This window comes from Bradyrhizobium cenepequi, from assembly GCF_020329485.1.
GTDB lineage: Bacteria > Pseudomonadota > Alphaproteobacteria > Rhizobiales > Xanthobacteraceae > Bradyrhizobium > Bradyrhizobium cenepequi.
Genome location: NZ_JAGKJI010000057.1, coordinates 22,890 through 40,133, shown reverse-complemented (window position 1 = coordinate 40,133; position 17,244 = coordinate 22,890). Strand labels below are relative to the sequence as shown.

General features: G+C 59.6%; 12 protein-coding genes and 4 pseudogenes. 11 read left to right on the top strand and 5 right to left on the bottom strand.

The annotated features are described in order from the left end of the window. Positions 1-313, bottom strand: a 313-nt coding sequence (locus J6497_RS34815; RefSeq protein ID WP_225708726.1) for a helix-turn-helix domain-containing protein, incomplete at its 3' end; no start/stop codon positions are given. Positions 314-365: 52 nt separating this feature from the next. Here J6497_RS34815 and J6497_RS34810 point away from each other — a divergent pair. Next, positions 366-614 (top strand): LexA family protein, encoded by a 249-nt coding sequence (locus J6497_RS34810; RefSeq protein WP_225703238.1) that lies wholly within the window; start codon positions 366-368, stop codon positions 612-614. Positions 615-1,137: 523 nt separating this feature from the next. After that, positions 1,138-1,407: pseudogene (locus J6497_RS34805) on the top strand (IS256 family transposase); the annotation flags it as partial. On the opposite strand, the pseudogene J6497_RS34800 reads toward J6497_RS34805, so the two are convergent. Beyond that, positions 1,405-1,716, bottom strand: a pseudogene (locus J6497_RS34800) (transposase); the annotation flags it as partial. The pseudogenes J6497_RS34805 and J6497_RS34800 sit on opposite strands and share 3 nt — an antisense overlap. On the opposite strand from J6497_RS34800, the pseudogene J6497_RS34795 reads away from it, so the two are divergent. The 3 genes and pseudogenes from J6497_RS34795 to J6497_RS34785 all read left to right on the top strand — a co-directional run. Then, a pseudogene (locus J6497_RS34795) lies at positions 1,709-1,933 on the top strand (IS630 family transposase); the annotation flags it as partial. The pseudogenes J6497_RS34800 and J6497_RS34795 overlap by 8 nt on opposite strands. Before the next feature lie 967 nt (positions 1,934-2,900). Continuing rightward, positions 2,901-3,623, top strand: coding sequence for a hypothetical protein (locus J6497_RS34790; RefSeq protein ID WP_225708724.1), 723 nt, complete (start codon positions 2,901-2,903; stop codon positions 3,621-3,623). Between the two features lie 16 nt (positions 3,624-3,639). Beyond that, on the top strand, positions 3,640-5,286 hold the full coding sequence (locus J6497_RS34785; RefSeq protein ID WP_225708723.1) for a class I adenylate-forming enzyme family protein: 1,647 nt from the start codon (positions 3,640-3,642) through the stop codon (positions 5,284-5,286). Between the two features lie 1,081 nt (positions 5,287-6,367). Here the strand turns inward: J6497_RS34785 and J6497_RS34780 are convergent. The 3 genes from J6497_RS34780 to J6497_RS34770 form a co-directional block, all read right to left on the bottom strand. After that, positions 6,368-6,694 (bottom strand): LysR family transcriptional regulator, encoded by a 327-nt coding sequence (locus J6497_RS34780; RefSeq protein WP_225708722.1) that lies wholly within the window; start codon positions 6,692-6,694, stop codon positions 6,368-6,370. Positions 6,695-6,863: 169 nt separating this feature from the next. Further along, positions 6,864-8,591, bottom strand: coding sequence for a hydantoinase B/oxoprolinase family protein (locus J6497_RS34775; protein ID WP_225708721.1), 1,728 nt, complete (start codon positions 8,589-8,591; stop codon positions 6,864-6,866). Further along, positions 8,588-10,669, bottom strand: a complete 2,082-nt coding sequence (locus tag J6497_RS34770; RefSeq protein ID WP_225708720.1) for a hydantoinase/oxoprolinase family protein — start codon at positions 10,667-10,669, stop codon at positions 8,588-8,590. Before J6497_RS34770 ends, J6497_RS34775 begins: the two co-directional genes overlap by 4 nt. Before the next feature lie 469 nt (positions 10,670-11,138). On the opposite strand from J6497_RS34770, the gene J6497_RS34765 reads away from it, so the two are divergent. The 6 genes and pseudogenes from J6497_RS34765 to J6497_RS34745 all read left to right on the top strand — a co-directional run bounded on the left by J6497_RS34765 (position 11,139) and on the right by J6497_RS34745 (position 17,184). Then, positions 11,139-11,828 (top strand): GntR family transcriptional regulator, encoded by a 690-nt coding sequence (locus J6497_RS34765; protein ID WP_225708719.1) that lies wholly within the window; start codon positions 11,139-11,141, stop codon positions 11,826-11,828. A 410-nt stretch (positions 11,829-12,238) separates the two neighbouring features. Then, positions 12,239-13,807, top strand: coding sequence for an AMP-binding protein (locus tag J6497_RS34760; protein WP_225708718.1), 1,569 nt, complete (start codon positions 12,239-12,241; stop codon positions 13,805-13,807). A 217-nt stretch (positions 13,808-14,024) separates the two neighbouring features. Continuing rightward, positions 14,025-14,162 (top strand): annotated as a pseudogene (locus J6497_RS42235) (zinc ribbon domain-containing protein); the annotation flags it as partial. 57 nt (positions 14,163-14,219) lie between these two features. After that, a complete protein-coding gene (locus J6497_RS34755) occupies positions 14,220-14,468 on the top strand; it encodes a PhlB family protein (RefSeq protein WP_225708717.1) in 249 nt (82 codons plus the stop codon). A 19-nt stretch (positions 14,469-14,487) separates the two neighbouring features. Further along, positions 14,488-15,633, top strand: a complete 1,146-nt coding sequence (locus J6497_RS34750) for a thiolase family protein (protein WP_225708716.1) — start codon at positions 14,488-14,490, stop codon at positions 15,631-15,633. A gap of 327 nt (positions 15,634-15,960) precedes the next feature. Beyond that, positions 15,961-17,184: an aspartate aminotransferase family protein gene (locus J6497_RS34745; protein WP_225708715.1), complete on the top strand. Its 1,224-nt coding sequence runs from the start codon at positions 15,961-15,963 to the stop codon at positions 17,182-17,184. Positions 17,185-17,244: the final 60 nt, after the last annotated feature.

Sequence of the window (17,244 nt, the reverse complement as noted above, 5' to 3'; positions counted from 1 at the left end):
GGGGACTGGCACAGGCTGTTGCCACCAGCAAGGCTTCTTCCTTGCCGGTGAGTTTGCGCTCCGCTCCGGGACGCGGCTCTTCGCTCGGCGCTCGCTCCAGATTGCCTTCCACGAAGCGTCGCTTGGTCCGGTACACGGTTGAGCCGCCCACACCGACGTCCCTGGCGATCTCCTCGTCGCGGGCTCCGCCATCGGCGGCCAGCAAAATCTGCGCTGGCTTGAGCTTGCGGGACGCATGCTTGCCGCCGTTGAGCAGCGCCCTGAGTTCGGTGCGCTCGATTTGGCTGAGTTCGACCCGATAGCGTACATTCATGGCGTGCCTCCTCGTTCGAGGCACGCACGAACAACTGAATCGGATGGCCGGCGTGAGTCTTACGGCAAAAACCTTCACGCCCAAGCAGGGGCAGTATCTGGCTTTTATCCACCTCTATACCCGCCTGCATCGCAGGCCCCCGGCCGAAACCGACATGCAGGAATATTTCCGCGTCAGCCCGCCGTCGGTTCACCAGATGGTGCTAACGCTGGAACGCGCTGGCCTCATCAGAAGGCAGCCAAGGACCCCTCGCAGCATCGAGGTCCTCGTTGATCCCAAAACCCTGCCGGAGCTAATCTAACTGCCGCTGCACGCAACCCGTCAAAATCACTGTGCAAAGCCACTAGTCGTGCTGCGCAAACACTTCCACCATGGTGTCCTTTAGCAGATTCAGGCGTCGCCCGCATAGCGGCGAGAATTTGCATTCAACCATCGGACGGTAGCGGCGACTGTGAGCAGCAGAACAGTGGAGGTGAGATCAGGTCGCGAACCGGGTGAAAGGATGGCACGCGGCGGAGTGACGACACACTGGTAAGTCCATCACAGTTTGTACAGTGGGCGCCTCGCTGCGCCGCATTTGGCGAATTTCTTTAGCCCGAGTCACCCAACGGGGCGGGCCACGAGTCGTGTCCCGTTTTCGCGGCGCTGTAGTAGTTGGGTCGTCTTTCGGGGAACGTCCTGTCTCCTCGTGGGGACTCCGAGTGCGTCCACTAATTCGTCGCCGGTGCCGTCGCGGAGTTGGTTGGAAATGAGGGGGCGTAGTCTCCGGGATGATCATCAACCTCGAACATTCGGCGTTAGCGCGCCGGACTGGAGACCACGCCATGACGAGCACTACCACGAAGCCCGATTCTGCGCAGCTCACAGCCGAGATGGCTGCTGATCTTTTCGACAACTGGTTTGATGCGCTTGCGGCCGAGCTGCGGGCTCGGGCGCGCACCTTCATCTAAGAGCTGATCCGCGGCGAGCTCGACGCTGTGCTGGCCCGGCCGCGTTACGGGCGAAGCCAGATGGCTGGCAATGAAGCAAGAGCGGGTGTTGCAGGCCATCGCCACGGCAGTCGGACGCGGACGCTGACCGGGACCTTCGGGCCGCACGCGCACCACAGTGCCGTCGAGAATCAGCCGCACGATCGGCTCCTGCGCCAGCGAGCGGGCGTTCCAAGCGTCCCAGTCGCTCTTCACCTTGCGCCAGGTCCGGCTCACCGTGTCCTTGCCGACGCTCCCGCCGAACAAGGCCGCGAGCGCGCGGCGAACCCGGCGGGTGTTGGTCCCCGCGAGATAGGTCGAAGCAATCAGCGCGTCGGCGGCCAGCGTGCGACGCTGATAAGCCCGCAGCGCCGAGCTGCGCCATTCGGTAGTCTTGCCGTCGGCGGCGTCCAGCCGGGCGCGCGGTACCTCGATCTCGGCCGCTAATGCGGTGGAGGGCTTCTTCGCCAAGCTATCAAGGCGCCGCCTCAAGCGCGGCGTCTTCCGATCCGTCCGTGAGCTCAAAGCCGCTATCAACCGTTTCCTCGACGAGACCGACAATGATCCAAAGCCCTTCACATGGACCGCAGACCCAGACAAAATCGTCGCCGCCGTCAAACGCTGGCACCAGCTGTTAGATTCGATCCACTAGTTCATTCGCTTGAGCTTAGGAGTATGTCGCCGGGGGCGTCTCCAAATCGGTTGTCGACGTCCTTGTCATCCAAATCTAGACCCAACAAGGATGCAGGCGCTTGCCGCAGAAATTGCGCTATTGGGCTAATTGTTAGGAAGTATCCGATGGGAGACGTTCGATCGATCTACTGTGATGTGCCAGGCGCTCGTGCTCAGGGGAACGGAGGCTCTCGCGAAGACTTTGTCACTCGCTTGCGCTATCGCATCATCGAATGCGCGACGGAAGTTCTCGTCAGATGGTCGCGCGGCCATCGGGCGCATTGATGCGTTCACTCCTAGATACTGAGAACCTGATTTCGTTTTCTTCTCGCCATTTGTGCTTCATAGGAATTCGGCGGCGAAGGCGAATACATCGAAACTAGCGATCATTCTCAGATAATAAAGTCCTCGCTATCAAGCTTCATGGTATCTACGAGGAAGTCAATCTTCACTATCACGGCTCGATCAACGTCGATCCTCCGATGGAGTCGTTCTGGAACAAGCACTCCGGGCACGAAACTCGGCCCATGTCATCTTCAGCGTATGGGCTTCGCATTTTCGACGGCGCCGTTGCGCGCCCGAGCCCAGATTTAGCGCTAATCAATATCAATCTGGTATTGGTCCCCCCGAAAATGGTATTGGCGTCACCCAGTACGGTTCGTTCAACACTCCCTCAACATGAATCAGATGTCTGGAGGAAGCGTTGCGATCGGGCTCGATGGATTGGGCGGGGACAGCCTCTTGGCGGAGAAATGTCTCGTGAACGAAGCCAACCGCGCCTTGGTTATTGGTGGTACTGGCCCGACCGGACCCCACATTGTGAATGGGTTGATTGCCCGCGGATTGCGGGTCACTTTGTTTCAGCGCGGCACTCATGAGAGCGACGAGATCCCGGACTCGGCGATCCGAAAGGCTCACGCTCTTGGGGGTGGAACGATTTTGCCGCGATGAGATACCGCTTCCAATCCGTCACGCACAGCCCAGAATCCGACGAAGGCACGTGGCTCGACCAGGGCTTCTGGCTCGAGGCGCGGTGCCTAAAGGCACGGCGCAATTGGTCGCCCGAGTACAACGATTGTCTGTTCCAGCTGTTCGGTCACAAGGCCGCGTACCTCCTCTTGATGCGCGGAAAGCGTATTCGGTTCACCCACGAACTCAAGCATGACGTGAACATCGAAGGCTGCGATGCGAAGGCGATCGCGGCTTTTCTTTGCGACTTGCAGCAGGCGTGCGGCCAAGACGTGCAGCTGTCGGAATCGGTGAGTTCACCGGGTTTTAGTGCGTTCGCGCGTGCCGTTCGACATCGATGTGAACGAGGGCCTGTGCCCTGCCATTTTCGAGTGCGCCGTCACGGCGGCGCGGTTGATCAATGGCCGCATCTCCGTCGTACGGTGTCAGACGGCGTCACAGAGCTCTGGGAAGTTCGCGAGCCCGGGAAGTGGCTCTGGTGGAGATCGGTAACCTTAGCGAGCTGTTGGATCAATGAAGGCCGTATTTCGTGCGGCAGGACCACCCGAAGCGCCAAAAGACGCAACAACGCCCATGTCGAATTGCAGTTCGGTGGCACCTTGCTCAACTCGTTGTGTGCGGGGCCCGGCTGCCGCTCATTCCCGGCCATCGCCGGCGCATCCACAAGCCGGCAAGTCGGCCGGCTTGTCTTTCTCCCCTGACCCCTAGGCTTCTACCATGACCCCAACAACCTCGACGCGAAATCAGCTGCAGGATCGCGTGGCAAATGCGTTGCGCAGGATCCAAACGCTTGAATCCGCGTATGAGACCATCACGATCGGACAGCTGGTCTCAATGCGAGCGCGAACGCACGGCGCTACGACCGCCATTGACATCTTCGATCGGGGCGAGCGCGCGACCTACTTCGAGATGGACAGCTGGTCCAACAAATATGCGCATGCGCTGCGCGCGTTGGGGGTGCGCAAGGGCGATCGCATTGGGGTGATGCTCCGCAATCGCATCGAATTTCCTATCCTTTGGTTCGCGTTTGCAAAGCTCGGCGCAGTGATGGTCCCGATCAATATGCGCTACATGCCGCGGGAGATCGAATACGTTCTCAGCGATACCCAGGCAAAGTTCGCCGTCGTTGACGAATCGGCATGGCCAGTGTTTTCCGCGATGGACCCTTGGCCGCAAGCCCTCGGGAAGGAACGAGTGATTCTTGTCGGTCAGCCTTCCGCGAACGCCGCGACTACGCTGGATGAACTGCTCGAGGGCATCGACGATACGCCGGTGGACGAGGATGTCGGCGCTGATGATCTGCTGAACATCGCATATACCTCTGGAACGACAGGCTTTCCGAAGGGCTGCATGTTAACGCACGACTTCTGGGGCGTATGCGCGTGCGGACTAGCTTACACGGACTATCAGCGGTACAAGAAATATCTGTCGTGGTCGCCCTTCTTCTACGCCGAGACGCAAGGGCAGCTTCTGAGGTCATATCGGCAAGGCGGCACTTTGTACCTTGCCCCACAAATGAGCTCGTCGCGGTTCATCGGTTGGCTGAAGAAGTACCGCATTGAGTGGTGCTCGTTTCCCGAGCTGGTCACGCGACAACCCGAAGCCGTCGACGACGCATCGACTTGCCTGAAGCAAGTCGCGCATTACGGCGGCTGGAGTCCTGAGTCCATACGCCGATTTCGCGAGCGGTTTTGCGTCCGCGGCCAGAATAACTACGGGATGACGGAAATCGGATGGGGCACACTGATGCCCAGCGACATCGACCACGATGGCGCTCCCTTCGGGATGCGCGCCCCGTTTCGGGCGCTGCGGTTAGTCAAAGATGACGGTAGCCCCACGCCGGTCGGCGAGGTCGGGGAGCTGTGGGTGAGTGGTCGTGGGATCTTCAAGGGCTACTGGAATAGGCCGGAGGCGAACGCCAAATCGTTCGAGGGCGAATGGTTCAAGACGGGCGATCTGTTCCGTTGCGACGAATTCGGTTTTTATTGGCTCGTAGGGCGTACGAAAGACATGATCCGTCGCTCCGGCGAGAACATCGCTGCACGAGAGGTAGAGGCCGTCATTCGGCAGCTTCCCGAGATTGAGGATGTCGCCGCGGTGCCCGTTCGCGACGCGATGCGCGGAGAGGAGGTCAAGATCTACGTGGAGTTGAAAAAAGGTCTGAGCCCTGCCGACTTGCCCGTGGATCGCATTCTCGAGCATGCTCAAACGCATCTTGCCGTGTTCAAGGTACCGCGGTACATCGCCTTCACTCCGGCGCTTCCGAGGACTGTCAGCAGTAATAAAGTGCTTAAGCGTGAGCTAATGGAGATCAGCGATGCGCTGTCCGGAGCCTACGACAGCGAGGAGAAGCGCTGGCGCTGAAGTCGCTGCTTCAGCCCAGCTCGCGGTCACGCTCAGTTCGATACGTTAAGCGACCCAAAGAACGACCATAGGCCCCGTCGACGTCATACAATTCCGTCGTTAGGCCGGGGGTGCCGGCAGTCCCGTTTTTTTGTTCGTCAAGTGTTCGCGACGTCGTGGTGCCGTTTCCGGTTTACTTTCCACCATCTGCGGCTGTGCCGAGGTTGCAAGGACAGCGTGCCGATGTTGTGACGACACCATGCGGGTTTCTCGCGCCCTGCAAAGAGCCGTCGCAAAGCAGTTGCGGAGGCCGATTCTGCCGTCATCACCGCTGAAGATCCGCTTGCGCATCGTCTGGTCTAGGAACGCCGCGCCGCGATCAAAGCGGTTGAGGTTCGTGCCCGCCGAGAAGACGGCGTGTACACGCTCGTCAGCAGCAGAATGCAGCCTGGCTGACTTTTCCTGCGTGCGGGCGCCTCAAGCTTGACCCCAGGGCGAACCATCGGAACCCACTGCTCGTGTTTCCGCAGCGAGCCAAGAATGACATTCATGGCCATTCGCTTAGGCCGACCCCATTCGCGCGAGCGGCATACCACAGATTCCACCAGTGGATCGGCGAGCCCTCGAGCGGCGGCTTCCACGTAAGCTCTGCCCTGATCCTGGCTGTCCGCTCCGGTTCTGACGCCTCTCGGGTGCGAAAGTCACCGCCTGCTCAGTCATCAACAGTGCAGCGGCCGTCATTTTCACGCCGTGCAGTAGCTTCGGCGGCAGTACCCTCCGATTCGGCAGAACTCCAAAATTCAGCGTAGAGGCCAGGTGCGGGGTAGCACTGGAAAATGGATCAAAGCGTACGGCTGCAGGTCGGACGATCGCACCATCTCACGACTTGCAAGTCGACGGTCTGCGTATAGGACGAACGATTGGGCCAACAGGGCCGATACTCTCAATCTGCGTATACCAAACGGATGGTGGAGTCGCGCCCTTCGATTTCGCTGGCGGCGAGCAGCCGCTGCTGGTCCGACGTGCTTGCTTCAGAGATGTTCACCTGCACGTTTCACGATGTAGTTTACCGGCGATATCGAGCAGCGCGCTCCCTGACGTCTCAGGCGGCATGCAATCCCAGGCGCTCGATTGGGCTTCTCGGAACCGTGCGCGCCACGCGGATCACGGAGTCAAACGCCCGGACCGCAGCGAGGGCCTGCGGCAAGAAGCCTTGATCGGCCGCAGCGAGGGCGACCTTCTTGCTTGACCGATCGAACAGGGGAACATCGACTTCCAGCTCAATGTCGGCGATCCGATTTGAAAGCGGGGACTGGTTCATGTGCAAGTCGCGGGCCGGCTTCGCGAAGCTCAGCACCTCAGCCGCAGCGACGAAGTAGCGCAGATGCCGACTGTCCATAAAGTCATTAGCTGGGGCAAGGTTGAGCAAGCCGTTCGCGGCGATGCGGTTCCGTCCGGCTGATGATGGACACCCGCGCGAACGATGCCAGGATCTGTGCCGTGCCTGGCAGCCACTCGCCTCGCTTGCGCGCGGTGTGCATCGTTCTCTTCATGCACTAGAAGAACCGCGCGGCGCCGACACCCGTCGAGAACAGCGGTCATGCTCCGCGGAGTTTGTGTGTGCGCGCTTCATCGATGCTGCGCCCGTCCAGCGCAATGACTACGCTGTACTCCCGTTCGGCCGCCGCAACACTCACGATGCCATCTCGCACGTCGCGCAACACTCTTGCGGGATCGCGCGCTTTCGGATCGCCAAATCCGCCGCCGCCCGGCGAGAGCGCGTGGTAAGTCGCGGGTCCGTATCGTTTGACGCTGTATCTGGGCGGATGAATGGTTCTGCCGTCGGGGAACGACATTTCGATTTCTCCACCGGCGCCAGCCTTACCTCCCGCAGCGCCGAAGCCCGACGGCGCGCCCACGCCTTCGCTGCAGAACGCGTAGTCTGCTTGTGTCAAGATTTCGACCTCGTAATCGCATCCCGCTCCGCCGCGGAAGCGGCCTGGACCGGCGCTGTCGCAGCGCAGCTCCTGGCGGCGGAAGCGTACCGGATAGAGATGCTCGTAGGTTTCGAGGTTGGGCAACGAAAGCCCGCCCAGCGTGATGAGCCCGCCGATCAGGTGAAAACCGTCGCGGCCTTCGACTGCGCCTCCGGCTGGCGCTGCGGGCCACTGGTACATGACGTAACGGGCGCCATCCGGGCGCACGCCCGCCGTAATGGAACGCAATCCCTTCGACCAACCGGCCGAAGCGCGCTCAGGTAGAGCCTGTCCCAATGCCTTCCAGACAACTTGCACGATCTCGTGTCCCACGAAATTCGTGTTCATGGTCATAGGCGCGGGTGGTCGTGCGTTCACGAGTGTCCCTTCGGGCAACCTGATCTCGACGCTGCGAAAGGCCCCCTCGTTCTTGGGCAGGTCCGGTTCGAAGAACGAGGCCAACGCCATGAACACTGCAGACGTGCTGTTGGCGATCGAGCTGTTCTTGAAACCTCGCACCTGAGGCGACGTTCCTTCGAAATCGAGGATCAGGCGAGACTCGCTAACCGTCAGCGTCATCGCGATCCGGCCGTCGATCGGCTGAAAGCAATCATTGTCGACGGGTTCTTCCGCTCTCCAGCTTCCCTTCGCAAGGCGGGAACAACAGGCTTGGAAGCGCCGGTCCGCGTGCGCCAGCACGCCTTCGAAGAATTCGCCCGCCAGATCGGGTCCCACTTCCTCAACCAGCAGCGCTAGCCGCTCCGCGCCGATGCGCGTCGAACCGATCATTGCGCGCAGATCGCCGTCGACCGCCTCGGGCAGGCGCGTGTTGAGCAGCAGCAGGCGCCAAAGGTCCTCCCGCGGCCGGCCGGCCTCGATCAGTTTCAGCACTGGCAGCCGTATGCCTTCATGGAAAATCTCGGTTGCGGCAGAGTTGTAAGTGCCGGCCGCACCGCCGCCGATATCCACTTGGTGCGCGCGATTGCACGTAAACGCTACTAGCTTGCGCTTCACGAAGACGGGCCGGGCGATGACCCAGTCGGGCAAGTGATTGCCGCCGGCCGTGTACGGATCATTCAGCAGGAACACGTCTTCCGGCGCGATCGCATCCTTGAAGTCGCGCAGGATCGCGCGAACGGCGAAGCCGCCACCGCCGGTATGGATGGGAATGCCGTCCGCCTGACTGATCAGGGTACCGCGCGCGTCGGCAATGAAGCACGAGAAGTCGTGACTCTGGCTGAAGATCGGCGAGCGGGCGGTGCGCGTCATCACCCATCCCATCTGATGAGAGATGTGATCCAGCCGGTTCTGCACCAGGGCAAGCGTAATAGGGTCCAAGGCGAGGTTCATGCGACACCTCCGATGCGGACCAGGAAATTGTCGGCGGCGTTTACCTCGACCACGTCGCTCGGACCGACAAAGGCGGTCGTCGTGCGCTCTTCGATCAAAAGAGGTCCTTCCAGCTTGCAGCCCGGTCGAAGATCCAATCCATCGTAGACTGGGACATCCTGCCAGCCGTGAATCGGATCAATCCACACCGGACGACTTTGTCGGGGAACGGGAGGCTTCTGGTATGGCGTCCGAGCGGGCGTTGGTGACCAGTCAAGACTGTCGCGCCCGACAACGCGCAGCGCCGTGATCTCGAGACGACCGCCGGGTTGAATGTGACCAAATAGACGTTGATGCTCGGCTTCAAAGGCTCGTCGAGCGGCGGATTCATCAAAACGGTTCGCATTCAGTGCGACGCGCAAAGGCCATTGTTGGCCCTGATAGCGTAGATCGATCTCGCGCTGGACTGTTCCATTCTTGGCAAATCCTTGGCGCGCCAGTACGTCGAGTGCTTTGGCCTCGAGCTGTGCAAATCCAGCCTCAAGTGCCGAGCGATCCGCATGGTCGAGGTCTGCGACAAAGACCTGCAGGTAATCTTGCCGGATGTCGGACTGCAGCGTGCCCATGGCGCAGAAGGCACCCGCAGCGCGCGGCAACAGCACCCGCTTGCATCCAAGGACGCGCGCAACGGTGGTGCCATGCATAGGGCCGGCGCCGCCGGCGGCAACCAACGTGAAATTTACAGGGTTGTGACCGCGCTCAATGCTCAGCTGTTCGACCGCATGCAACAGGTTCTGCTCCAACAGGCGAACTACGCCGCTTGCGGCATCTTCGACCGAAAGGCCAAGCGGACGCGCCAATTTCGTCTCGATTGCCCGTCGCGCTAGGGTGGCGTCGAGCGTCACCGCGCCGCCGGCCAGCGGTCCTGCTCGCAATCGTCCGAGGACGAGCTGCGCATCAGTGACAGTGGGCTCCTCTCCGCCCAGTCCGTAAGCTGCAGGCCCCGGCTGTGCGCCGGCCCCTCGAGGGCCTACATTTAGTAAGCCGCCGGCATCAACCCAGGCAATTGTGCCGCCGCCGGCCCCGACCGTATGGATCTCAACCGAAGGAATCGTGAGGTGATAGCCGTCGATGACCAGTTGATCGCTGACCGGTACATCACCACTCGCCATCACCATCACGTCGCAACTCGTACCGCCGATCTCCATCGAAATGAAGTTGGCCGCCTCTTCCGAGCCGGCGCATCCTCTGAGAGCGCCGACGGCCGCAGCCGGTCCGGACAAAACGAGCATCACTGGACGATTGGCGACCTCAGCGATCGACACGGCGCCCCCATTGCTCTGCAACATGAGCAGCGAGCGCGGCAGACCGAGTTGACGCAGCTGCTCGTCGAGCGCCTTGAGATAGGTGGTGACCTTTGGTGCGACGTAGGCGTTGACCACGGCCGTCAAGCCGCGCTCATACTCACCCATGGTCGGCATGATCTCACTCGATAGCGAGATCCAATCGCCACGCCAGTTCTTTATGAGCGCCTCACGTGTTTCGAACTCGTGTTTGCCATCCAGAAAGCTGTTGAACAGACACACGGCGACCGATTCCACCCCTTCTTCCGCAAAGAGTGCGGCAGCGCTGGCCACATCGTCGACCGCGAGTGGCGTGAGCTCCGTACCGTCGGCGGCGATGCGTCCCCTGACGGGCTGCCGCAGATAGCGCGGTACCAAGACTTCGGGGAAGGGGGTGCGATGGTCCCATTGGTTCTCGCGGATGCCGCGGCGGATCTCCACGGAATCCCGAAAGCCATGGGTGGTTATCATCCCGACCTGCGCGCCTTTTTTCTCCAGTATTGTATTCGTGGCGACCGTCGAGCCGTGCACGAACAGCGCGCAGCCATGCAGCAAGGCCGATAGCGACAGATCGAGCTCCTCTGACGCCAATCTCAGGACATTCAGCACACCTTCGCTGGGATCGGCGGTAATTGAGGGCGTCTTGAAGATGCGCACATTATCGGCCCAGTCGCGCAAGACCATGTCGGTAAAAGTGCCGCCTACATCGACGCCGATACGCCAAGGAGCCACCAGGGAAGTTGGTTTGCCGATCATCGCCCCCACAGATGTGATATTTTATCAAATTTGCTTTGATCATAGGTATTGCCGTGGTGTCAACCGCGCGTGGAACGATTGGTCTTCGTCGCGGTGAACTCGCCAGAGCAAGCGACTCAATGCAGCGCGCCAATAGTGCCAGCACCGGCATGTTGAAGCAATGGAGCCCGCCTCGACTTCGTTCCGCACGCCAGACAGAGGGATACGCCCGCGCTCGAGACGTCAAGATCGGTGGCTCAGCAGCAGCGGTGGCCAGCATTATCGCGATTATGTCGCTGGCACTTGCCGCCCGAACTTGGCACTAGCGAGCACTGCCCCTGAGATCCAGAACTTGCAACTGGCCACTGCGAACCAGGGCGGCGTGGTGCCAAAAACGAGTGCCAGCGCCCCCATGAGCCTTTCGTTGACCGTTGCAATGGTGTCGATATTATATCAGATATTAACTCGCCAAGCGCTTGGGATGCACAGGATGAACGTGAAGATGCCGTCTACCAAGGCGGACTATGTCTGTGATGTCATCAAAAAGGATATTCTGGACGGGAGGTTCCCTCCTGGTAAGCGGCTGCGTTTGGCCGAACTCGCCTCCCTCTATCAAACAAGTGAAATGCCGATCCGGGAGGCGCTATTCATGCTCCGGCGCGACGGCCTCGTGTCCTTCAAAAGCCATTGTGGCGCCACGGTCGCGGAGGTATCGATCAAGGAGCTTTGCGATATTATCGCAACCGGCACCTACCTTGAAATTCTCGCAATGACCGAGGCGGTTTCGTACCACACCGAAAGCACAATTTCCGTGCTGACTGACCTCAACGACCAGATGAAGAAGACCAAGGTTGGCAGCAAGTACAGCGAGCTGAACCGTGAATTCCACCGACTTCTCTGCTCGCCATGCAAGAACGAATTCCTGAAGGGCGAGATCAACGACATTGTGGCCCGTTTCTTCAAGCGCTGGCCAAAGACCATTTTCGAACTGCGGCCTGAACGCAAGGCTCTGGCGACGAAAGAGCATGAAGCCATGCTTGAGGCCTTGAGGGCCGGCTCGGCATCCAGGCTTCATAAGATGGCGATGACGCATCGCGAAGAGACCTTGAAGGCTTGGCAGGACGTTGTCGAGGAAGCCGAGTCGAAGACGACCAAGCCCAGTAAACTGGCAGCGGTTTGAAACTCATGATGAGCCGTATCCATCGTGAGGATTGCTTTCCGTCCGCCTGCTGATCGCGACCAGCAGAGCGTCGTTCTGCAATAAATCACGAATTGGCTCTTGGCACGACCGATGCTCTCCGTGAGAAGAACAGAGTAGATCAGGGACAATTTCCTGTCTGCCGAGAGGTCTGACCGGCGGCGCATTCGCGCCGCCGGTCCCCCCGATTTGCGCCTACCTTGGCTCAAGCCGACGATGAAAGCTTGTTTGCGCCCAAGGATCTGATATTATATCAAATATGCAGAGAGCCGACTGGGCAGTCGCGAGGCATTGAGAGGGAGCTAGCTCGAGATAGTCCAGCGCTCTTCAGCGGGGCCTGCTCGTCGGCCAGCGGTTCGGCTCGGAATAGATTTCGAGGGAATAGGTGCAGGATGGTTGACCAGCAGCTTTATCAAGGCTCCACAATCGGCGAGCTGATCATTATTGCCCTTCGGAAGTTCAGGGAGCGGGTCGCCTTCAAGGACGCTGGCCGCACGCTTAGTTACGCAGAACTGGAAGTAATGATTGGGAGCGCCGCTGCCAGGCTCGAAGCGCTCGGAGTCCGCAAAGGCGATGCTGTCGTGCAGGTCGCGGACAATGCCACCGAACTCTTCGTAATCATGGCTGCCTGCTTTATCCAGGGGTACCGCTCGATTACGCTACAAGCGACATCCAGCATCAGTGATCAGATATATGCCGTCGGGGATACGGAAGCTGCCGTTCTTATTGTGGACGACGAGCACATTCGCAACGGCATCGAAATCAGAAACGCCGTCGGCAGTAAGTTCCAGGTATGGTCACATCAGGCGGGAAATGGGGAAATTGGCCCTTTCTGGGCGGGTCACGTCGAACCCAAGCTGCCCCTGACGACTGATGTGAAGCCGGAGGATATCGTTCGGCAGGGATACACAGGCGGCACTACTGGTGTCCCTAAGGGCGTCATGATCTCCAGCCGTTCGCTGGTCTGCAGTAGCATGCATTACATGGCGACACAGCCATGGGAGAAGGACATCAAATATCTTGTTGCTTCGACCATGGCCCATGGGACCAGCACAATCATTCTGCCTGTCTTCCTGAAGGGTGGCTGCACTGTGCTGCAGAAGAGATTCGATCCGGGCGAGGTGATCCGTGCCATCGAGCAGGAAGGCATCACAAGCATGATGATGGTGCCCACGATGCTGTACGCTTTGCTGGACCACCCGAAGATCTCAAGTGCAAATCTGAAGAGCATGTGCCGCATTCTCTACGGCGCGGCTCCAATCTCCCCGACGCGGCTTCGCGAGGCGCTGGGCGTCTTTGGTCCAGTGTTTATCCAGTCTTATGGCCAGAGCGAGGCGCCTGCCACAGTGCTGATGCTCAGCCAGGAGGACCACCTGACGGACGACGATAAGCGCCTCGAGTCGGCCGGTACGCCGTATCCCGGCGTCTCAGTCAAGTTGCTGGATGATGATTGCAGGCCGGTGCATCAAGGAGAAATTGGCGAAATCTGCGTGAGAGGGCCGCTGGTCATGTCAGGGTACTGGAAGATGCCAGAGCTGACGGAGGAGACGCTGCGTGGCGGTTGGCTTCACACCGGCGATCTGGCCTACCAGGATGAGCAGGGATACTACTTCATTGTGGACCGCAAGAAGGACATGATCATCTCGGGCGGATTCAACGTCTATCCGAACGAGGTCGAGAATACTTTGACGCAGCACCCTGCCGTGGCATCGGCGGCGGTGATCGGCATACCGGACAAGAAATGGGGTGAGGCAGTCAAAGCCTTTATTATCCTCCGTTCGGGCCAAAATGCATCCCCGGATGAACTCATTGCTTTCACAAAGAACTTGAAGGGTCCGGTGAAGACCCCGAAGTCAGTCGAGCTAGTCAAAGCCCTGCCGCTGACCAATGTTGGCAAGGTCGACAAAAAAGCGCTCAGAGCGCCTTACTGGAAAGGCACCTCGCGGAAGGTGAACGGCTGAAATTGCTAAGGTCGGCATGGCTACGGCTGAAGCAGGTTACCGGCATTCGTGAAAAGCTGAGATTCGAATGCCGCCAGCACTTCGTTCACGTAGACAACGCGGTGTTGCCGGCAACTGACTGATTGGCGGCTCGGAGTAGCGGGTCCGCGGTGGCCGCGTCCCGAAAACATCGGGTTCGAGCAAGGGCGTTTCATCTGTCCGGAGCAAGTTGAAGAGCATGAAGACGAAATTACTCAAGCCGAGTCTCTACGCACAGGAGGGTACGAGATCTGCACCAGACCATCCGTCGTTAAAGGGTGGTAGGTGCGCTCACTGTGGTTACGTTTTCTTCCCCCTGCAGACTTATGGCTGCGAGGTATGTGGAAAGAGCGGCGCCACTTTGCAGCCGCTATCTCTTGGGGGGAGCGGGACTTTGATCGCGTCGGCGAAGGTGCATCTCCACAATCCGACGGCGTCGGTTGCAAATACCGACGTCATAGACCGCGAAACGCCCTTCACGATCGGTTCGATGAAGCTCGACGACGGGCCGACAATCCGCACTCTCATGGTCGATGCAGATGAGCGAGCCCTGAAGCCTGGACAAAGGATGGTGAGCAAGCTCGTCCCCATTGGCCGGAGCGCGCAAACGATCGTCGACCTTCGCTTTACTCCAGCCTCCTGATCAGCGGCGAGATCGGAACATGGCCACATTCCTAAAGGACTTGCGCGATATCTACGTTGTTGGAGCTGGCTGGCATCGATATCAACCGCTCAGCGAGACGCCATACGTGGCGCTCGGCCTGAAAGCAATCCGACAGTCTCTGGCGGATGCAGCTATCGCCTGGCCAGACGTCGAGTCGTCTTATATCGGGACTGGTCGTCTTGGTATGGCGGCGGGGCGGGCGATGCTGAAGCATCTCGGCGCCACCGGTCGGCCACTCGTGCATATTGAGAATGCTTCCGCTTCGGGTTCCGCCGCGTTCCGGCACGCTTGCATCGAGGTGGCGGCCGGCATTGCCGACGTATCTCTGGCGATCGGTGTCGACAAGCCGGCTGCCGTGCAGCGTGCCTACACCAAGACTGGCATCGACAATTTGGCCGAGGACGCCATCGTTCCGTTCACTCATTTCGCATTGCTGACGGACGAATACGCCCATGAGCATGGTGTGAATCCGGAGGATATTGCCCTGGTTGCGGTCAAAAACCACCGTAACGGCTCGCTTAATCCCAACGCCCATCGTCAGCAAGCGCGCACGATCGCCGAAATTCTGGGTGGCAAACCAGTGTCCGGGACGCTGACCACATTGCAGTGCTGTCCTGTTGGCGAAGGCGCGGCGGCCGTGATCATCGCCTCGGGGGATGCCATCAAGCGTCTTGGCATCGATGCAGGGCGTGCCATCCATATCACTGCATCGGCCGCATCGAGCGAGCGCGCCGGACTGCAATCAGCAGCTGATGCTGCGATCACGAAGGATACGATTGCCGATGCACTGCGACAAGCCGGCCTGAAGCCGCAAAACGTGGATGTGCTCGAGGTGCACGATGCGTTCACGGTCGAAGAGCTGCAGTACATCGAGGCAATGGGTTTCTGCGAGCCAGGACAAGCCATCCACCTCCTCAAGGAAGGTGCGTTCAATATTGGTGGACAGATGGCTGTTAGTCCCTCCGGCGGCCTGATTGCCATGGGCCATCCGCTCGGGCCGACTGGCGTCGGCCAGATCGCCGAACTGACAATGCAGCTACGTGGCGAGGCTGGCGTCCGTCAACATAAGAGCGCGAAGATCGGCTTGGCTCATATGGTCGGCACGGGTGCCGTCTGCTACGCGCACGTGCTGCAGAAGCCCTAGGAGCTCAATTACCGGCTTCGCAGCTCACGGAAGTTCATTTGCTTCATGGAAGAGCTGACGAAGACTTCTCTCGAGCTCAGAATTTGAGGCGGCCTTTAAAGGCTCATGTTTTCGATTGCGATGACCATATCCCTGTTGCGTGGGCTGCGGCTTGCGCAGAGTGGGAAATGACACTCAGCTCCGGTCGCCGACGAAAACTGAAAAGTTGCGCAAGAGCTGTGTCTGATATTATATCAAATATAGAAGATCAAAACGGTACGAGGGAACCACATGCAAACGGTCGTGAGTGGCAGCTATCTCGCGGGAAACGTTCTCGGGAGATTCAGAGTGTCAGACGAAGTGGCATTCACAGTCGCACGCGGCAAGGGACCATGGATCTGGTCGACGGATGAACGACGATTTGCGGATTACCTGATGGGGGCGGGACCGATGGTGCTAGGCCATGCTCATCCAAGGGTCGTGTCAGCCATCGCCGAGCAGGCCGCGATAGGCACGCACTATTTTCTACTAAACCAGCGGGCTCAGGAGCTTGCAGCCAAAATCTGTCACCTGGTGCCCTGTGCAGAGTCGGTGAAGTTTTGTGCCAACGGATCGGAGGCAAATTTCTATGCACTTCGACTGGCGAGGGCTTTTACGGGACGTACCAAGGTCCTGAAGTTCGACGGAGCGTTTCACGGACATAGTGACTATGCCGTGCAGTCGCTGCGCGCGGAGCCTGATCGGAACGATCGACATGTGGTGTCGGACTCGGCCGGCGTTCCAAGGCAAATAAGCGACACAGTTGTCATTGCACCCTATAACGATATCGAGCGGACGCGGCAGCTCACCGAGCCGATTGCCCACGAGATTGCCGCTATTCTTGTCGAACCCGTCCAACGGGCGTTCATGCCAGCTCCAGGCTTCCTGGAAGGCTTGCGGGCGCTCGCAGATAAGACAGGCGCCCTGCTGGTCTTCGATGAAGTGGTGACCGGATTCCGGCTCGCGCTTGGGGGCGCTCAGGAATACTTCGGCGTGACGCCGGACCTTTGCGCCTTGGGTAAGGTTTTGGGCGGCGGCTTGCCGGTGGCTGCCGTGGCCGGGCGGGCTGATGTTATGGAGCTCACAATTCCCGGGCGTCCCGACGATGGCCGATCGGCCTTCATGAGCGGCACGTTGAATGGCAATCCGCTGGGTTGTGCGGCTGGTCTTGCTACTCTTGAAGTGATCGAGGAGTTAGGGGCGCCGGCTAAACTTAAGGAAAAGGGGGAAACCCTGGCGGCCGGTCTGAGGGAAATCGCTAAACGTCTTTCGGTGCCCCTACAGACGATTGGCCCTCCCTCTATCCTGCAAGTGGTGTTTGGCGTCGGTCCAATCGACAACGCCGAGGTTCTTGCGGCCTCGCGGCAAGATGCTGCACACCGATTCGGAATCGAGATGACTCGAAGGGGAGTGTTCTGTTCACCTGGCAAGCTCTACGTATCCCTCGCGCACACTGACGAGACTCATAACTTGTTCTTCGAAATGGCTGAACAGTCCATGCGTGCTGTGCGTGACCAAGGCCTTCTCGGCTAGGCCGGAAGAGTCGGCCTGCCAAGCTGATGTTCATCCCGTGAGATTGAACGGGAGCCGCCG

Bases quoted from the DNA above. Each gene is read 5' to 3' on its own strand.
- J6497_RS34790 (WP_225708724.1), top strand. From the start codon at position 2,901: ATGAGATACCGCTTCCAATCCGTCACGCACAGCCCAGAATCCGACGAA.
- J6497_RS34785 (WP_225708723.1), top strand. From the start codon at position 3,640: ATGACCCCAACAACCTCGACGCGAAATCAGCTGCAGGATCGCGTGGCA.
- J6497_RS34775 (WP_225708721.1), bottom strand. From the start codon at position 8,591: ATGAACCTCGCCTTGGACCCTATTACGCTTGCCCTGGTGCAGAACCGG.
- J6497_RS34770 (WP_225708720.1), bottom strand. From the start codon at position 10,669: ATGATCGGCAAACCAACTTCCCTGGTGGCTCCTTGGCGTATCGGCGTC.
- J6497_RS34765 (WP_225708719.1), top strand. From the start codon at position 11,139: ATGAACGTGAAGATGCCGTCTACCAAGGCGGACTATGTCTGTGATGTC.
- J6497_RS34760 (WP_225708718.1), top strand. From the start codon at position 12,239: ATGGTTGACCAGCAGCTTTATCAAGGCTCCACAATCGGCGAGCTGATC.
- J6497_RS34750 (WP_225708716.1), top strand. From the start codon at position 14,488: ATGGCCACATTCCTAAAGGACTTGCGCGATATCTACGTTGTTGGAGCT.